Origin of the sequence: Enterobacter sp. HK169, assembly GCF_001719105.1 — a bacterium.
GTDB lineage: Bacteria > Pseudomonadota > Gammaproteobacteria > Enterobacterales > Enterobacteriaceae > Enterobacter > Enterobacter asburiae_B.
Map to the genome: position 1 here is coordinate 1,250,748 of NZ_CP017087.1, position 15,939 is coordinate 1,266,686.

18 protein-coding genes and 2 pseudogenes are annotated in these 15,939 nt (G+C 54.8%); 12 read left to right on the top strand and 8 right to left on the bottom strand.

Annotated elements, in window-relative coordinates; translation table 11 throughout:
• Window positions 1–69 precede the first annotated feature (69 nt).
• From fliL to rcsA, 8 genes and pseudogenes are all read left to right on the top strand, one after another.
• Window positions 70–540 carry a flagellar basal body-associated protein FliL gene (fliL, locus tag EnteroDNA1_RS06045; protein ID WP_023312306.1) on the top strand — a complete coding sequence of 157 codons (471 nt, stop codon included), beginning with the start codon at window positions 70–72 and terminating at the stop codon, window positions 538–540.
• 4 nt (window positions 541–544) lie between these two features.
• Window positions 545–1,549 carry a flagellar motor switch protein FliM gene (gene fliM / locus EnteroDNA1_RS06050; RefSeq protein WP_023336184.1) on the top strand — a complete coding sequence of 335 codons (1,005 nt, stop codon included), beginning with the start codon at window positions 545–547 and terminating at the stop codon, window positions 1,547–1,549.
• On the top strand, window positions 1,546–1,959 hold the full coding sequence (gene fliN / locus EnteroDNA1_RS06055; RefSeq protein WP_023312308.1) for a flagellar motor switch protein FliN: 414 nt from the start codon (window positions 1,546–1,548) through the stop codon (window positions 1,957–1,959). Before fliM ends, fliN begins: the two co-directional genes overlap by 4 nt.
• Window positions 1,960–1,961: 2 nt before the next feature.
• Window positions 1,962–2,336, top strand: coding sequence for a flagellar biosynthetic protein FliO (gene fliO / locus EnteroDNA1_RS06060; RefSeq protein WP_023312309.1), 375 nt, complete (start codon window positions 1,962–1,964; stop codon window positions 2,334–2,336).
• Window positions 2,336–3,073, top strand: a complete 738-nt coding sequence (fliP, locus tag EnteroDNA1_RS06065; protein WP_033145903.1) for a flagellar type III secretion system pore protein FliP — start codon at window positions 2,336–2,338, stop codon at window positions 3,071–3,073. The genes fliO and fliP overlap by 1 nt, the downstream gene beginning before the upstream one ends.
• Window positions 3,074–3,082: 9 nt before the next feature.
• Complete coding sequence (gene fliQ, locus EnteroDNA1_RS06070; protein ID WP_008500315.1) at window positions 3,083–3,352, top strand: flagellar biosynthesis protein FliQ; 270 nt, start codon at window positions 3,083–3,085, stop codon at window positions 3,350–3,352.
• A 7-nt stretch (window positions 3,353–3,359) separates the two neighbouring features.
• Window positions 3,360–4,152, top strand: a pseudogene (fliR, locus tag EnteroDNA1_RS06075) (flagellar biosynthetic protein FliR); the annotation flags it as partial.
• 287 nt (window positions 4,153–4,439) lie between these two features.
• Complete coding sequence (rcsA, locus tag EnteroDNA1_RS06080; protein ID WP_069303029.1) at window positions 4,440–5,063, top strand: transcriptional regulator RcsA; 624 nt, start codon at window positions 4,440–4,442, stop codon at window positions 5,061–5,063.
• A gap of 101 nt (window positions 5,064–5,164) precedes the next feature.
• Here rcsA and dsrB read toward each other — a convergent pair whose 3' ends face one another.
• Window positions 5,165–5,353 carry a protein DsrB gene (gene dsrB, locus EnteroDNA1_RS22450; RefSeq protein ID WP_013097741.1) on the bottom strand — a complete coding sequence of 63 codons (189 nt, stop codon included), beginning with the start codon at window positions 5,351–5,353 and terminating at the stop codon, window positions 5,165–5,167.
• 129 nt (window positions 5,354–5,482) lie between these two features.
• Here dsrB and yodD point away from each other — a divergent pair, with 129 nt between their 5' ends.
• Window positions 5,483–5,710: a YodD family peroxide/acid resistance protein gene (gene yodD, locus EnteroDNA1_RS06090; protein WP_008500310.1), complete on the top strand. Its 228-nt coding sequence runs from the start codon at window positions 5,483–5,485 to the stop codon at window positions 5,708–5,710.
• Between the two features lie 301 nt (window positions 5,711–6,011).
• Window positions 6,012–6,812, top strand: coding sequence for a mannosyl-3-phosphoglycerate phosphatase-related protein (locus tag EnteroDNA1_RS06095; protein WP_033145905.1), 801 nt, complete (start codon window positions 6,012–6,014; stop codon window positions 6,810–6,812).
• Here EnteroDNA1_RS06095 and dgcQ read toward each other — a convergent pair.
• The 3 genes from dgcQ to EnteroDNA1_RS06110 form a co-directional block, all read right to left on the bottom strand.
• Window positions 6,809–8,497 (bottom strand): cellulose biosynthesis regulator diguanylate cyclase DgcQ, encoded by a 1,689-nt coding sequence (gene dgcQ / locus EnteroDNA1_RS06100; RefSeq protein WP_064672749.1) that lies wholly within the window; start codon window positions 8,495–8,497, stop codon window positions 6,809–6,811. The two genes, EnteroDNA1_RS06095 and dgcQ, sit on opposite strands and share 4 nt — an antisense overlap.
• 73 nt (window positions 8,498–8,570) lie before the next feature.
• Window positions 8,571–8,753: a YodC family protein gene (locus tag EnteroDNA1_RS06105; RefSeq protein WP_023312315.1), complete on the bottom strand. Its 183-nt coding sequence runs from the start codon at window positions 8,751–8,753 to the stop codon at window positions 8,571–8,573.
• A gap of 78 nt (window positions 8,754–8,831) precedes the next feature.
• Entirely contained in the window at window positions 8,832–9,743 is a 912-nt protein-coding gene (locus EnteroDNA1_RS06110; protein ID WP_032658668.1) for a DUF808 domain-containing protein, read from the bottom strand.
• 178 nt (window positions 9,744–9,921) lie between these two features.
• Here EnteroDNA1_RS06110 and yedA point away from each other — a divergent pair, with 178 nt between their 5' ends.
• Window positions 9,922–10,836 (top strand): drug/metabolite exporter YedA, encoded by a 915-nt coding sequence (gene yedA / locus EnteroDNA1_RS06115; protein ID WP_069303030.1) that lies wholly within the window; start codon window positions 9,922–9,924, stop codon window positions 10,834–10,836.
• Here yedA and EnteroDNA1_RS06120 read toward each other — a convergent pair.
• The 3 genes from EnteroDNA1_RS06120 to EnteroDNA1_RS06130 all read right to left on the bottom strand — a co-directional run bounded on the left by EnteroDNA1_RS06120 (window position 10,808) and on the right by EnteroDNA1_RS06130 (window position 13,458).
• Complete coding sequence (locus EnteroDNA1_RS06120; protein ID WP_047061127.1) at window positions 10,808–11,299, bottom strand: very short patch repair endonuclease; 492 nt, start codon at window positions 11,297–11,299, stop codon at window positions 10,808–10,810. The genes yedA and EnteroDNA1_RS06120 overlap by 29 nt on opposite strands.
• Window positions 11,280–12,695, bottom strand: coding sequence for a DNA cytosine methyltransferase (locus EnteroDNA1_RS06125; RefSeq protein ID WP_069303031.1), 1,416 nt, complete (start codon window positions 12,693–12,695; stop codon window positions 11,280–11,282). The genes EnteroDNA1_RS06120 and EnteroDNA1_RS06125 overlap by 20 nt, the downstream gene beginning before the upstream one ends.
• Before the next feature lie 61 nt (window positions 12,696–12,756).
• A complete protein-coding gene (locus tag EnteroDNA1_RS06130) occupies window positions 12,757–13,458 on the bottom strand; it encodes a phosphohydrolase (RefSeq protein ID WP_064672753.1) in 702 nt (233 codons plus the stop codon).
• A gap of 284 nt (window positions 13,459–13,742) precedes the next feature.
• On the opposite strand from EnteroDNA1_RS06130, the pseudogene ompC reads away from it, so the two are divergent.
• Window positions 13,743–14,908, top strand: a pseudogene (gene ompC, locus EnteroDNA1_RS06135) (porin OmpC).
• A gap of 57 nt (window positions 14,909–14,965) precedes the next feature.
• Here the strand turns inward: ompC and EnteroDNA1_RS06140 are convergent.
• Complete coding sequence (locus tag EnteroDNA1_RS06140) at window positions 14,966–15,829, bottom strand: N-acetylmuramic acid 6-phosphate etherase (RefSeq protein ID WP_069303032.1); 864 nt, start codon at window positions 15,827–15,829, stop codon at window positions 14,966–14,968.
• Window positions 15,830–15,939: the final 110 nt, after the last annotated feature.

Consider the following 15,939-nt stretch of genomic DNA (forward strand, 5'->3'; position numbering starts at 1 on the left):
GCTTTGACGACAGCAGGACACGGGATAATCACCTTATTAAGCTGTACCGAAACAGGAAGCTCGTATCAGATGACTGACTCCGCTATCACCAAAAAAAGTAAGCGTTCCATCTGGATCCCGCTGCTGGTGTTGATCACGCTCGCCGCCTGCGCTACCGCGGGCTATAGTTACTGGCGTATGCAGCAGGAACCGACCACCGCTGCAGCCAAAGCTGAAGCACCGCCTCCGCCGGCTCCAGTGTTCTTCCCGCTGGATACCTTCACCGTCAACCTGGGTGATGCGGATCGCGTGCTTTACGTTGGCATTACGCTGCGCCTGAAAGATGAAGCCACCCGTTCACGTCTGAACGATTACCTTCCTGAAGTGCGTAGCCGCCTTCTGCTGCTGTTCTCTCGTCAGGACGCTTCGGCGCTGGCTACCGATGTGGGTAAGCAAAAGCTGGTCGACGCCATTAAACAAACGCTGGCGACCCCGCTGGTAAACGGCCAACCTAAGCAGGAAGTCACTGACGTTCTGTATACAGCATTCATTCTGCGGTAACGACATGGGCGACAGTATTCTTTCTCAGGCAGAAATCGATGCGCTGCTCAACGGCGACAGCGATAACAATGATGATCCTAAACCGGGTATCGGCGGCGATAGCGATATTCGTCCCTATGACCCGAATACCCAGCGTCGCGTGGTACGTGAACGTCTGCAGGCGCTGGAGATCATTAACGAACGTTTTGCACGTCAGTTCCGTATGGGGCTGTTTAACCTGCTGCGTCGTAGCCCGGATATTACGGTGGGTGCGATCCGCATTCAGCCGTATCACGAGTTTGCCCGCAACCTGCCGGTGCCAACCAACCTTAACCTGATTCATCTGAAGCCGCTGCGCGGCACCGGTCTGGTGGTGTTTTCGCCAAGCCTGGTGTTCATCGCGGTGGATAACCTGTTCGGCGGCGACGGGCGTTTCCCGACCAAAGTAGAAGGTCGTGAATTCACCCATACCGAACAGCGCGTCATTAACCGCATGCTGAAGCTGGCGCTGGAATCTTACAGCGACGCGTGGAAAGCGATTAACCCGCTGGAAGTGGAGTACGTCCGTTCTGAGATGCAGGTGAAATTTACCAATATCACCACCTCCCCGAACGATATCGTCGTTAACACGCCGTTCCACGTGGAGATCGGTAACCTGACCGGCGAGTTCAACATCTGCCTGCCGTTCAGCATGATCGAACCGCTGCGCGAGCTGCTGGTGAACCCGCCGCTGGAGAACTCCCGCAACGAAGACCAGAACTGGCGTGAAAACCTGGTCCGCCAGGTCCAGCATTCGCAGCTTGAGCTGGTGGCGAGCTTCGCCGATATCCCGCTGCGGTTATCTCAGATCCTGAAATTACAACCCGGTGATGTTTTGCCGATAGAAAAACCCGACCGCATTATTGCCCATGTGGATGGTGTCCCCGTGCTGACAAGCCAGTACGGCACGATTAACGGTCAGTATGCGTTACGCGTTGAGCACTTGATCAACCCGATTTTGAATTCGCTGAATGAGGAACAGCCCAAATGAGTGACATGAACAATCCGTCCGATGAGAACAGCGGAGCACTGGACGATCTGTGGGCTGACGCGTTAAACGAGCAAAAAGCACCCCCGGCCAAAAGTGCAGCGGATGCCGTATTCCAGCAGCTCGGCGGCGGTGACGTCAGCGGCACGCTGCAGGACATCGACCTGATTATGGATATCCCGGTTAAGCTGACCGTTGAGCTGGGACGCACCCGCATGACCATTAAAGAGCTGCTGCGCCTGACGCAGGGTTCCGTGGTGGCCCTTGACGGTCTGGCCGGCGAGCCGCTGGATATTCTGATCAACGGTTATCTGATTGCCCAGGGTGAAGTGGTGGTGGTTGCCGATAAATACGGCGTACGCATCACCGACATCATTACCCCGTCTGAACGTATGCGTCGTCTGAGCCGTTAAGCATGAAAACCCAGGCAACAATATCACAGCCTTCTGCCGTTCCCGGCTCGCCTCTGCTCCAGGTGAGCGGGGCATTGTTCGGTATTATTGCCTTTATTCTTATCGCCGCCTGGCTGGCGAAACGCTTTGGCCTGGCGGGTAAAACCGCCGGTGCCCGCGGCCTGAAGGTCAGCGCCAGCACCACGCTGGGTCCACGCGAGCGCGTGGTCATCGTCGAGGTAGACGACGCGCGCCTGGTCCTGGGCGTCACGGCCTCAAACATCAGCGTATTACATAAGCTGCCGCCCGCCCCTGTTGTGGTGGACGAGCGCGCAGACGCCCCTGCGGATTTTCAGTCCGTCATGAAGAGTTTGCTTAAGCGTTCCGGGAGATCCTGATGCGCCGTTTGTTATCCCTGACGCTTGCGGGCGTTGGCCTGTTTGCTCCCGCGGTCTATGCACAGCTGCCCGGTCTGGTCTCCACCCCTCTCGCGGGCGGCGGACAAAGCTGGTCGCTTCCGGTGCAGACGCTGGTGTTCATCACCTCGCTGACGTTTATTCCGGCCATCCTGCTGATGATGACCAGCTTCACCCGCATCATCATCGTCTTTGGTCTGCTGCGAAACGCGCTGGGAACCCCTTCCGCGCCGCCAAACCAGGTTCTGCTGGGGCTGGCGCTGTTTTTGACCTTTTTCATTATGTCGCCGGTTATCGACAAGATTTATACCGACGCCTATCAGCCGTTCAGCGAAGACAAAATCTCCATGCAGGAGGCGCTGGATAAAGGCGCGCAGCCGCTGCGGGAATTTATGCTGCGCCAGACGCGCGAAGCCGACCTGGCCCTCTTTGCCCGCCTGTCCAACACCGGCGAGATGCAGGGACCGGAAGCGGTGCCAATGCGTATTCTTCTGCCTGCCTATGTCACCAGCGAGCTGAAAACCGCGTTCCAGATTGGCTTTACCATCTTTATTCCGTTCCTGATTATCGACCTGGTGATCGCCAGCGTCCTGATGGCGCTCGGGATGATGATGGTGCCGCCCGCGACCATTGCCCTGCCCTTTAAGATCATGCTCTTTGTACTGGTCGACGGCTGGCAGCTGCTGGTCAGTTCGCTGGCGCAGAGTTTCTACAGTTAAGGAACGGCAATGACACCCGAATCGGTCATGATGATGGGCACGGAAGCGATGAAAATCGCGATTGCCGTTGCCGCGCCGCTGCTGCTTGTCGCGCTGGTTACCGGTCTGATTATCAGTATCCTGCAGGCCGCCACGCAGATTAACGAAATGACGCTGTCGTTCATCCCGAAAATCATCGCCGTGTTCGTGGCGATTATCGTGGCCGGGCCGTGGATGCTGAACCTGTTGCTGGACTATATGCGCAACCTGTTTACCAATCTGCCGTACATCATCGGCTGACCTGACGATGCTGCACTTCACCAGCGACCAGTGGGTTCAGTGGCTCGGCGTCTATTTTTGGCCGATGCTGCGCATCATGGCGCTGATATCCACCGCCCCGATTCTCAGTGAGAAATCGATACCCAAGCGCGTCAAGGTGGGGCTGGGCATTATCATCTCCATTATCGTCGCGCCCTCTCTTCCCCCCGTGGATATTCCGATCTTCTCGGCGAACGCGGTGTGGGTGGCCCTGCAGCAGGTGATGATTGGCGTCGCCGTCGGCTTTACCATGCAGCTCGCCTTTGCCGCGGTGCGTACCGCAGGGGAACTGATCGGCCTGCAGATGGGGCTCTCGTTCGCCACGTTTGTCGATCCCGGCAGTCATCTCAACATGCCCGTGCTGGCGCGCATTATCGATCTGCTCGCCATGCTGCTGTTCCTGTCGTTCAACGGCCATCTCTGGCTTATCTCCATGCTGGTGGATACCTTCCATACGCTGCCGATTGGCGAAAATCCGGTGAACAGCAACGCTTTCCTCGCGCTTACCCGCGCTGCGGGGCTGATTTTCCTCAACGGGCTGATGCTGGCGCTGCCGATCATCACCCTGCTGCTGACCGTCAACCTTGCGTTAGGTTTACTCAACCGAATGGCGCCGCAGCTTTCAGTGTTTGTCATTGGTTTTCCGCTGACGCTGACGGTGGGGATTTTATTAATGTCATTACTGATGCCACTTATCGCTCCCTTCTGTGAACATTTATTCGGCGAGATATTCAACCTGTTAGCGGATATTGTCAGCGAGCTGCCACGTAAATAATAACCCTCACTGTTGCCATTGTCTTTCTGAGGATATTCCTAAAATAAAATGCGTAAAACATCTTCCAGGATATATCTGACGCGGTTTAATTGTTTCTAACCATCTCACAATACTTAATATTTACTTTACTTTAAGAAGATTCCTGGCAAATTATACGTAACTTTACGGGATAGTGAGTCCGCCTGAAAGTCTTTGTCATGCTCACAGGTTTATTATTTTTTTCCATCCCGTATGGCTGTTTTGAGCTCTCAGGCAGATGGTGAATTATCGTTACGCATTGAGTGAGGGTATGCCATGTCAACGATCATTATGGATTTATGCAGCTACACCCGGCTAGGGTTAACCGGGTACCTGGCAAGCAGAGGGGTAAGAAAGAGAGACATCAACGATGCACACACCGTTGACGAACTCGCAGCCGCTTGTGACGAACTAAAACCAGGCGTGGTGTTTATTAATGAGGACTGTTTCATTCACGATCCAGCCAACAGTCAGCGCATTAAGCAAATCATTAATCAGCATCCAAAAACCCTGTTTATTGTTTTTATGGCGATCGCGAATATCCATTTCGATGAGTATTTGTTGGTCCGTAAAAATTTATTGATCAGTTCTAAATCGATTAAACCCGAGTCGCTGGATGACATTCTGGGTGATTATTTGAATAAAGAAGTTAAAAATGTAGGAGCGGTTAACTTACCCACCCTATCATTAAGCAGGACTGAATCAAGTATGCTGCGAATGTGGATGGCGGGACAAGGAACTATTCAGATCTCTGACCAGATGAATATTAAAGCGAAAACCGTTTCGTCACACAAAGGAAATATTAAAAGGAAAATTAAAACGCATAATAAGCAAGTGATCTACCACGTGGTACGCCTGACCGATAATGTGACGAACGGGATTTTCGTCAACATGCGTTAGTCGCTTAAGACCTGTGCACCCTACCTTTGATCTCTGGCCTGGCCAGAGATTTTTGCTTCTGGAAAGGTTGTCGGGCACGCGATGTGCTACCCGACGCCGTGCTACTCCGCCTTCTCGACAAAAATGCCGTCCGGATGCCCCAGTTCGTTAAAAAACCAGATGCCGAGCGGGTAGTCTTCAAGCGATACCAGGTACATTGTGCCTTCGCTAAACTCTTCAATTGCCAGCACCACACCCGGGCGGCGCGGCCCACCGTCCGTTTTAACGGTTACCCGATCGTTGACCTTCATACATTCCTCCTCTGGTTTTGAGCCAGTGTAGAACAAAACGCAAAAACGCACATCGCCGCCCGGCGTGATTGGCGTTTTTATACACAGTCTATACTTACCGTTGGACACGGCTGAAAGAGGAACCCCGTAATGAAGACCGATAAAGAGTACAGCGACACCATCAAGCGCGAAGTCGAGGTGGATGTCGATGCCCTGCTGGCCGCCATCAATGAGATCAGTGAGTCAGAAGTCCGCCGGTCGGACGACAATTCGGACCGCGTCATTGTCAACGGAAGGGATTATCACACCTATCGCGAGCTGGCGGAGGCCTTCGAGCTTGATATTCACGACTTTAGCGTGTCTGAAGCCAATCGGTAGGGCGAAAAAAATCCCGGCCATGGGGATGACCGGGATCAAAACTTGCTTATGCAAGAAGCACTTGAAAATTCGTTACACCAGGAAATCTGATGTACATGCCACACTATCCCCAACGAATTTGGCTGACAAGCATATATTCTTACGATGAATATAATATTTTTAACATAATGCTTTTTGTTATGAGCAATAACACACGCCGAATGCGGGTTTGCCAGGAGCATTCCTCTTTTCTCCGGTTTTCGCCTTCATTATTTTTTAGGAATTTTCTTAGAGCGAGACGCATCTGTTACCAGGAGTCGCTATGCCTTCATTGCGGGATACATTGCTGATTTTCTCTGACCTGGATGGTTCACTGCTGGATATTCACACCTATGAGTGGCAACCCGCCATGCCCTGGCTGGACAGGCTGCTGGATAATCAGGTTCCGGTTATTCTTTGCAGCAGCAAGACCGCGGCAGAGATGCTCGATCTCCAGCTGGATCTGGGGCTGGAAGGCTTGCCTTTTATTGCCGAGAACGGCGCGGTGATTCAGCCTGACGTGCGCTGGGATAAGGTTCAGCGCCAGATAAGGGGGATGACGCACCGGGATATTCGCCCGCGAATCGAACAAATTCGCCTGCAGACGGGCTATAAATTCACTACCTTTGACGACGTGGATGAGCACGTTATCAGCGAGTGGACCGGCCTGACGCGCTACCGTTCGGCGCTTGCCCGCAAGCATGAAGCGTCCGTCACGCTCATCTGGCGCGATACCGACGAGAAACTGGTCCAGTTTGAAGAGGAGCTGGCGAATGTCGGCCTGAAATGCCTGCAGGGCGCACGCTTCTGGCATGTTCTGGACGCCCGCTGCGGCAAAGACGTTGCGGTGAACTGGCTGATTGAGCAATACCGCGAGCTGGAAGAGATTGAACCCACCACGCTGGGGCTCGGCGACGGTCCCAATGATGCGCCGCTGCTCGACAGCGTTGACTTCGCGGTGGTGATTAAGGGCATTAACCGCCAGGGCATCACGCTACGGGACGATAACCCTGCCCGGGTTTATCACACCCGGCAGCCCGGCCCGGCGGGCTGGCAGGAGGGGCTGGATCACTTCCTCTCCTAATCCCGCCAGACGACCCGGTTACGCCCGCTCTGTTTGGCCTGATACAGCCGGACGTCCGCCACGGACTGCAGCTGTTCAAACTCGTAGTTACCCGCTTCATCCGCGCTGCTGACCCCCAGCGACGCGCTGACGCGCAGGGTCGTGCTCTTCTTCACCAGGATCTCCTTACTGTTGATCCGGCAACGTATACGGTCCGCGACGCTTCTCGCCTCCTCCAGACCGATCCCCGGCAGGACGACGCAAAACTCTTCCCCGCCTACGCGCCCTGCCACATCATTCTTGCGTAACGCGCTGGCAATCAGGCCTGCCGTGTGGGAGAGCACCTTATCCCCGGCCTGATGGCCGAAGCGGTCGTTGATGTTTTTAAAATGGTCGAGATCGATCTGAATCACCGAGAACGGCAGCGACTGCTGGCGACAGGTTTCCGCCAGCAATTTTGCGCGGTCGAACAGCGCGCCGCGATTATTCAGCCGGGTAAGCGGATCATGCCAGGCCTGCCACTGGAGCGAGTGCTGAAGCGTGTACATGTTACTCACCATACGACGGATCACCAGCCACGAGATCAACAGCATGGCGGTAAAGAGCGCCCACATCAGCGCCAGCACGATACTGATGCTGCCGAAGTCGTCCTGTACCCCTTCGTGCAGGGTGTGGATCCGCAGGACAACGCCGTCGAAGTGATCGAGTCGTTCCCAGCTCACAAAACGGCTTCCGAGGCGGATCCCGCCGCCGGTGGCGTGCTCAATCGCCTGCGCAATCTGCGCCGTTTCGCGTTCGTCAAAATGGTTAACCGCGTTTTCCGTATGGGCAGAGGTGGCAATCATATTGAGCCGGGTATCGTACAGCTGATACTCCCCTTCCGTTCGGTCTTCCGTCGCATCGGCCAGCAGACGCTGCATGGTGCCCAACGTAAAATCCATCGCCACGACGCCATACCAGTAATGGTCGAAATAGATGGGAACGCTGGCGGTGATCATACGTTCATCATTGGTCCAGGATGAGGGGGTGGAGATGAACCAGCGCACCGCGCGAGCGCGATTGTTCCGTTCTGACTGCTGGGTAAACCAGGACTGCGTGACAAGATGGTAATAGCGGGAGGTAATGTCGCCCGCCTGATCCGGCGTATCGGTGGAAATGAAAAACCCGGCGCGGGAGACGTAGATCACGCGCGCTTCCGTTTGTGCTCTCGACGACGCCAGCCTGAGCAGATACCCCACTTCGAGCGTGGCAGAAATCTCGTGGCTGAGGCGTTCGGCGTCACGATTCAGAAACGTGGTTTTCTCGACGAAGGCATCCGAGACACCGTTAATGGGAAGGGTGCGTTTTTTATCAACGGCAAGCTGCCAGGTGGGGAGCATGCGGACTGAGCTAAAGCGTGACACCGCATTCTGAAGTACATCAAATGCCAGCGGCGTCTGGATCGCATCATGCATGCCCTGACGGAACAACAGCATCCTGTCGACGCTGTTCTGCAGCTGCCTGTCCAGCGAACTGGCGACCGTATCCAGATGGTTACGCTGGCTGGAGATGTACGCTTCTTCCAGTACCACCACTTCACGCCAGGTCAGTAGAGTCGAAAATACCAGAACAACCAGGAAACAGAGATTAACAATCAACCCCGGATTGCTACGCTTATGCAGCCATTGCAAAAAAGATTGTCTTACAACAAAGGTATCGCGCTGCACACACACTCCCTGATCGCTGCCTTACACCCGGTACTGGAGATAAAAACGCCCGGCAAAGCCGGGCGTTATGTGATTAAGCCTTATCCCGCTGGTGCTGCCCGTCCCCCGGCTGAAGCTCATCTTCACGAAATGCTTCCCGCTTGATGCCATAGCCATCGTGCCACCGACATTCCACCATTCCGCTGGAATACCCGGTCACAATCATACGTGGGCCGCCCTTCTTAGGCTTAACTTCATCACTGACCAAAAAGACCATACCTGCCTCCTGTATCAGGGTGAAACTGTTTCAATTTAGACGAGGAATGGTCTTTTTGCATCCCATAACGGGTAACAATTAGTGCGACGTGCCGCGAATTTTTTCAACCAGCTTCACCGCCGCGACCACGATAGCGCCAATGATGAAGCCCAGCACCAGATTCAGCAGCGTGGGCAGAATCGCCGCGACAACGGCCCCCTGCGCCGAGGAAAAATGTTCGATCGCATGGTGCAGCGGCGCGATACCGTGCACCACGATCCCGCCGCCCACGAGGAACATCGCCAGCGTGCCCACCACCGACAAACTCTTCATCAGCCACGGAGCCAGCACCAGCAGGCTTTTGCCGATGCCTCTTGCCACCGCGCTCGATTTCTCCTCCAGCCAGTAGCCGATATCATCCAGCTTGACGATCAGTCCCACCAGGCCGTAGACGCCGACGGTGACCAGAATGGCGATGCCGGAGAGGATCAGAACCTGATTCAGGAGCGGCGCGTCAGACACGATGCCCAGCGTAATGGCGACAATCTCTGCGGACAGGATAAAGTCGGTCCGAATAGCGCCTTTGACCTTATCGCGCTCGAAGGTTTTCGGATCCTGAGCGGCCAGCGCTTCAAGACGCTGCTGGCGCATCTCCGGCGTATCGCTCTGCTTGCGCGCGCTAAAGGAGTGCAGGACCTTCTCTACGCCCTCGAAGCAGAGAAATGCCCCGCCAATCATCAGCAGCGGCGTGATGGCCCAGGGAATAAACGCGCTGATCAGCAGCGCCAGCGGGACCAGAATCACCTTATTCAGGAAGGAGCCTTTTGCCACGCCCCACACCACCGGCAGTTCACGGTTAGCCCTTACCCCACTCACCTGTTGGGCGTTAAGCGATAAATCATCTCCCAGCACCCCTGCGGTTTTTTTCGCCGCCAGTTTCCCCATCACTGAAATGTCATCCAGTAAGGTCGCAATATCATCCAGCAATGTTAATAAGCTACTTCCTGCCAAAATCTTAATCCTTCATTTTTTGGTAATTAAGTGAATAGTATGGAGCAAAAGCGCAAACCCGGAAACACCCACCTCGCGTCAACAAAAAATTCACATCAGCTACACAATTAAAGGGCTCGCCAGCGCGATAGTTTTCGCGTTTACTATCAGCGACCTTTTTATTTCGTCGTGAGGGATTATGCGTTTCCGGCACTTGCTTCCGCTCATTGGGGCACTCTTTTCGCTGTACATCATCTGGGGCTCAACCTACTTTGTCATTCGCATCGGCGTGGAAAGCTGGCCGCCACTGATGATGGCGGGCATCCGCTTTCTCTCGGCTGGCGTGCTGCTGCTGGCCTTCCTGCTGCTGCGCGGGCATAAGCTTCCCCCTCTGCGCCCGATGCTGAATGCCGCCCTAATCGGCCTGCTGCTGCTGGCGGTGGGAAATGGGTTTGTAACGATTGCCGAGCACCAGAACGTACCGTCCGGGATCGCCGCCGTGGTCGTTGCCACCGTACCGCTGTTTACCCTCTGCTTTAGCCGCCTTTTCGGTATCCGCACCCGCAAGCTGGAATGGCTGGGGATTGGTATTGGCCTTGCCGGCATCATTCTGCTGAACAGCGGCGGTAACCTGAGCGGGAATCCGTGGGGCGCAATCATCATTCTGATTGGCTCGATGAGCTGGGCGTTTGGTTCCGTCTACGGTTCGCGTATCGAACTGCCGACCGGCATGATGGCGGGCGCGATTGAGATGCTCGCCGCCGGGATTGTACTGCTGCTCGCCTCCACGCTGACGGGAGAAAAGCTGACGACCCTGCCGCCGCTGTCGGGCTTTCTGGCGGTAGGCTACCTGGCGCTGTTTGGTTCCATCATCGCCATTAACGCCTATATGTTCCTGATCCGCAATGTCTCGCCGGCAGTCGCCACCAGCTATGCCTACGTCAACCCGGTCGTGGCCGTGCTGCTCGGGACGGGATTGGGGGGAGAAACGCTCTCTTCCGTTGAATGGCTGGCATTAGGGGTGATTGTTTTTGCCGTCGTGCTGGTCACTCTGGGCAAATATTTACTGCCCGCAAAACCGGTGGTCACGCCTTGCGAGGTGGAGAAACCGTAAGCAGGTGAATACCCTGCGTGTCGATCTGCGCGGTCTGGCCGCCGCCGCAGATCCACTCCTCCAGCCGCTCGGTCAGATCGGTATCGTTCAGTTTTAATCTGCCTCTCAGCGCACATTCCCAGACGATCAGCACCCGCCAGCCCTGCGCAATCAGCGCGGTGAGATCCCGACTGTCGCGCTCGACGTTCTTGCCAATTTTATCCAGCCAGAAATCGGTGCGCGTCGCGGGAACCTTAAACAGGTAGCAGTCATGGTGATGCCAGAAGCAGCCGTGGGTAAAGATGATGCACTGCCAGGCGTCGATGACGAAATCCGGGCGACCCGCAAGCGCGGGATCCTGCACGCGGAAATCAAACCCCGCCTGCGTCAGCAGCCCGGCCAGGCGCTTTTCGATGGCGGTGTTACGCGTGCCGATGGCACGCATATTTTTGCTGCGCGTGGCCTTATCGTGAACATCCGTCATTGACGGCCTCACCCTGACGGAGTGCCACCGCCTGTCTGATGCGCGAGGCCAGCAGTTTTGCCACGGCGGCGAACGCGGGAACCACCACCGAATTACCAAACTGGCGGTACGCCTGGGTATCCGAAACCGGAATGCGGAAGCGGTAACCCTGCGGGGTCTCAAATCCCATCAACCGGGCGCATTCCCGCGGCGTTAAGCGTCGCGGACGGTGACGCTGGTTGTGCGGATCGTCGAAATCTTTTTCACCCAGCGCCTTGTCCCAGCCTCTGTCGATCAGGATCTCTGCCCCATCCTTATAGTAGCGAGCGGACAACGTACGGGTCACGCTGTGCGGATCGTTGGGGTTTACCATCCCAAAACCGAAGCCGTTGCCCTTCGCCTGATGTTTCTTGGCATAGCGGTAGAGGTATTTCCACAGCACCGGGGTAAGGATAAATTTCGCGTCAACGACAGGTTCCAGCAGGTCAGCAACGGTAGGACGACGCTCGGGATACAAAGACGGGATATCACGAAGGGTGAAATCCCCCTTGAGATTGAGGTCGCGGCGGAAACCCACCAGCACGATACGTTCGCGATGCTGGGGCAGAAAATGTTTCCCATCAATGATTTTAGGATCGTCCGCGCCCATGTCCTGCGAGTCGGCCACGTCATAACCCAGCTCATCCAGGGTCTGCATAATAATGCGGAAGGTTTTTCCGCCGTCGTGGCTCTTTAGATTTTTGACGTTTTCCAGCACAAAGATGGCCGGGCGACGGGCGTCAATAATGCGCGCCACATCAAAAAACAGCGTTCCCTGGGTATCGCAGGCAAAGCCGTGGGCACGTCCAAGGGCATTCTTTTTGGAGACACCGGCCAGCGAGAAGGGCTGACACGGGAAGCCGGCCAGCAGCACGTCATGCGCCGGGATCGTCTGGCGGATGTGCTCGGCGGCCTGTTCATCGCTCACGCCGCTTTTATGGCTCAGGGTGACATCGCGGATATCCGCGTTGAACTGGTGCTCGTGCGGATCGCAGTACCAGTTGGCCTTGTAAGTCCGGACGGCATGCTTGTTCCACTCGCTGGTAAACACGCACTGTCCGCCGATAGCTTCAAAACCGTGTCGGATACCGCCGATACCGGCAAACAGATCGATAAAGCGGAAGGCATAGTTCGGATGCGCGGCAGGAGGACGCGGAAGCAGGTTTTGCAGATAACGAAACTCGCCTTCACTCAGGCGACGCCCTGCGCGTTCGCTGGTCAGCAGACGCTTAAGGATCGCCGGGCTCCAGTGGCTCTCGCCGTGCGCCACCAGCAGATTGGCCAGCGTTTTAGCATCATAGATATCCAACAGCTGGCGCAGCAACGCCTGCACCGTTGCCGTTGATTTCTCAGCCTGCTCGGGCGCGGGCTCTGTCACTGATCGATTTTCCTGCATTCTTTTAACCGGAGAGTAAAGACTGGAAACAGATTACCACAGTTCAGTTGCGCAAACTGCGACGGAAGCGGCTCAACACCTGGCTATCCAGCCCGATGCAGTCGCCGTGTAATTCGGCACTGAGTTTCGCCATAAACTGGATCAGGAAATCGGCATTGTGGCGTGCCAGCTCGCGGCCCATTTCCGTTTGCATTGTATCAGGCAATCGCAGCAGCTTGGTCTGAAAATGGTCGAGGGCAAACGCACGGTCATCAAGGATACGCGCATCGGCAAAGGGATCGTCTGCATCAAAAAGCGGCACGCCCAGCGCGCCCGAGACGGCAAAGACGCGCGCCAGGCCGATCGCGCCTAACGCTTCCAGCCGGTCTGCGTCCTGCACAATTTTGGCTTCCATGCTCTGTGGCGCAATCCCGGCGCTGAAGCTGTGCGCCTCAATCGCGTGCGCAACGGCGGCTGCGTGCTCTGGCGGAAACTCAGGGAAGTCGCGGCGCAGAATGTCACACGTCCTGCGCGCTGCCATCTGGGATGACCGGCCGCGTTCGGGATGGTTTTTCGGCAGGCTGACAATATCGTGGAAATAGCATGCGGTCAGGATCACCAGCGGCTCCACCGCCTGATCAGCCATGATTTTTTGCGCCGTCATCCAGACCCGACGAAAATGCGAAATATCATGTGCGGTATCGTCGGTGCTGTGGTTTTCCTCAAGCCAGCGCTCAAATCGCTGCTGCCACCGGGCAAGTTCCATCGTCATATCCTGTTGTTTAAAAGTGCATAAATTATAACATAGACGAATTAAATCAATTTAAAAATAGAGCCACGAAATACTTAATAATAATTACACCGTATAAATTCAATGAATTAATTCAGCAGAAAAATAAAGAGATTAATAGAAATGTTTGGCAATATTTCATAGGATTTAATTACATTTATTTTTGAAACTAAATAACACTTCCTGGAATAGTATCAAGCCTGTAATTGCGGAGGGTGATTACATATATTCATATAAATTATGCTTGAAGGGAATATATAATGAAAAGAAAAGTTCTGGCAATTGTGGTACCCGCGTTATTAATGGCAGGCGCAGCCAATGCGGCTGAAATGTACAACAAAAACGGCAACAAAGTTGACCTGTACGGCAAAGTCGACGCGCGTCATACTTTCTCTGACAACCCTGGCGACGACGGCGACGAAACCTATGTGCAGATTGGTTTCAAAGGCGAAACCCAGATCGCTAACGATCTGATCGGTTACGGCCAGTGGGAATATAAAACCTTCGCTAATAATACCGAGGGCGCGGGTGACAAATCGTTTAACCGCCTGGCGTATGCTGGCCTGAAATATGGTGAATACGGTTCATTTGATTATGGCCGTAATTACGGCGTCGTGTACGACGTTGAAGCCTGGACCGATATGCTGCCTGTATTTGGCGGTGACTCTTACACCTGGACCGATAACTTTATGAACGGTCGTGCTAACGGTCTGGCAACCTATCGTAACCAGGATTTCTTCGGTCTGGCTGAGGGGCTGAATTTCGCGCTGCAGTATCAGGGTGCGAACGAAGGTCAGGATGCAACAGAAGGTCAGGAAGGCACGAAAAATGGCCATGACAATGTTCGTTTCCAGAACGGCGACGGCTTTGGTATGTCTACCACCTATGATTTTGACTTCGGACTGAGCCTGGGTGCGGCATATTCATCTTCCGACCGCACGAACAAACAGGTTGCATACGGTGCAGGTAACTACAACCGCTACAGCCCATATGCAGGTGGCGAACGCGCTGAAGCCTGGACCATTGGGGCAAAATATGATGCGCAGGGTGTTTACCTGGCCATGATGTATGCGGAAACCCGCAACATGACGCCATATGGTAATGTTGGTATCGCCAACCAGACCCAGAACTTTGAAGCCGTAGCGCAGTACCAGTTCGACTTCGGCCTGCGTCCGTCTCTGGCATGGGTTTATTCCAAAGTTAAGACATTGGCGGCAATGATTACAACCCAGGTAATAATTACGACTATGTTGATCAGGATCTGGTGAACTATATCGATCTCGGTATGACCTACAGCTTCAACAAAAACTTCTCCACTTACGTTGATTATAAAATCAACCTGCTGGACAACGATGAAAGCTTCTACGAAGCCAATGGCATCTCAACTGATGACATCGTTGGCGTAGGCATGACCTACCAGTTCTAATTCCCCAAAATACCAAAGGCCGCAATTGCGGCCTTTTTTATTTGTTCACTATCTCTATTACGGCGCTTCCTGCAGCGCCACGCGGATAAACCCGTTATTTTGCGCCAGCAGTTCATGGGCTTTCCACGCATCCAGCCCCGTCAGCACCATCAACACCGCCGTTTTACAGTTATGGTTACAGCTCTCCAGCGCGGCTTTTGCCTCGGCCCGTGTGCATCCCCCCGCTTCCATCACAATGGCGATTTGCCGTTCAGCCCATTTGGTCGTGCTTGCCTCAAGATCCACGCGCAGGTTGCTGTAAACCCGTCCGGTTCGGACGGCCAGCCCGGTGGCAATCATCGAGAGGATCATTTTTTGCGCGATCCCCGCTTTGGTGTTGATATAGCCTGCGACGACGTCGGCCCCCAGCTCCGGAGCGATAACCATGCTCGCAAGCTGCGCGGCTTCGCTTTGCGCATCACCGGTAACAATAGCGACCGGTGAACCCAGCGACCACGCATGTCGCATTGCCCCCCAGACCCACGGCGTTTTTCCGCTGACGGTCACGGCCAGCATCATATCGTGTTCACCAAACTTGATGGCCTGCAGATCGGCAACGCCGCGCTCGTAGCTCCCTTCCCCTTCTTGTGCCGTAACGGCCATCACAGGGGTTTTGCCCGGCGCATATTCATCGGCAACCTGTTGCGCTACGCGCCCTGACGGCCCCGCCCCAACGACGATCAGGCGACCGCCGTGGCTGAGCGTCGCGGCGGCGTTGTCCACCACGCGGGCAATAGTATCTAAACAGGGGGTAATCGCAGCAGAAATGAGTGCATCATCCTGGTGAATGACTTTCAGCATGTCCAGCGTGGACAATCTATCAATATTCATCGTGCTGGCGTGCCGTCTTTCCTTGACCGAACCGGTAAGCATAACGCTCATAAACAGCCTCCTTATTATGAGTACCCACACACTATAAAGTGTTTTATATAGATGACCTGCGAGGAGGGTCACGAAAAGAGGACCAAATCCACGCCTTTACATGGCTTTAA

Bases quoted from the DNA above. Each gene is read 5' to 3' on its own strand.
- fliL (WP_023312306.1), top strand. From the start codon at position 70: ATGACTGACTCCGCTATCACCAAAAAAAGTAAGCGTTCCATCTGGATC.
- fliM (WP_023336184.1), top strand. From the start codon at position 545: ATGGGCGACAGTATTCTTTCTCAGGCAGAAATCGATGCGCTGCTCAAC.
- fliN (WP_023312308.1), top strand. From the start codon at position 1,546: ATGAGTGACATGAACAATCCGTCCGATGAGAACAGCGGAGCACTGGAC.
- fliO (WP_023312309.1), top strand. From the start codon at position 1,962: ATGAAAACCCAGGCAACAATATCACAGCCTTCTGCCGTTCCCGGCTCG.
- fliP (WP_033145903.1), top strand. From the start codon at position 2,336: ATGCGCCGTTTGTTATCCCTGACGCTTGCGGGCGTTGGCCTGTTTGCT.
- fliQ (WP_008500315.1), top strand. From the start codon at position 3,083: ATGACACCCGAATCGGTCATGATGATGGGCACGGAAGCGATGAAAATC.
- rcsA (WP_069303029.1), top strand. From the start codon at position 4,440: ATGTCAACGATCATTATGGATTTATGCAGCTACACCCGGCTAGGGTTA.
- dsrB (WP_013097741.1), bottom strand. From the start codon at position 5,353: ATGAAGGTCAACGATCGGGTAACCGTTAAAACGGACGGTGGGCCGCGC.
- yodD (WP_008500310.1), top strand. From the start codon at position 5,483: ATGAAGACCGATAAAGAGTACAGCGACACCATCAAGCGCGAAGTCGAG.
- EnteroDNA1_RS06095 (WP_033145905.1), top strand. From the start codon at position 6,012: ATGCCTTCATTGCGGGATACATTGCTGATTTTCTCTGACCTGGATGGT.
- EnteroDNA1_RS06105 (WP_023312315.1), bottom strand. From the start codon at position 8,753: ATGGTCTTTTTGGTCAGTGATGAAGTTAAGCCTAAGAAGGGCGGCCCA.
- yedA (WP_069303030.1), top strand. From the start codon at position 9,922: ATGCGTTTCCGGCACTTGCTTCCGCTCATTGGGGCACTCTTTTCGCTG.
- EnteroDNA1_RS06120 (WP_047061127.1), bottom strand. From the start codon at position 11,299: ATGACGGATGTTCACGATAAGGCCACGCGCAGCAAAAATATGCGTGCC.
- EnteroDNA1_RS06130 (WP_064672753.1), bottom strand. From the start codon at position 13,458: ATGGAACTTGCCCGGTGGCAGCAGCGATTTGAGCGCTGGCTTGAGGAA.
- EnteroDNA1_RS06140 (WP_069303032.1), bottom strand. From the start codon at position 15,829: ATGAGCGTTATGCTTACCGGTTCGGTCAAGGAAAGACGGCACGCCAGC.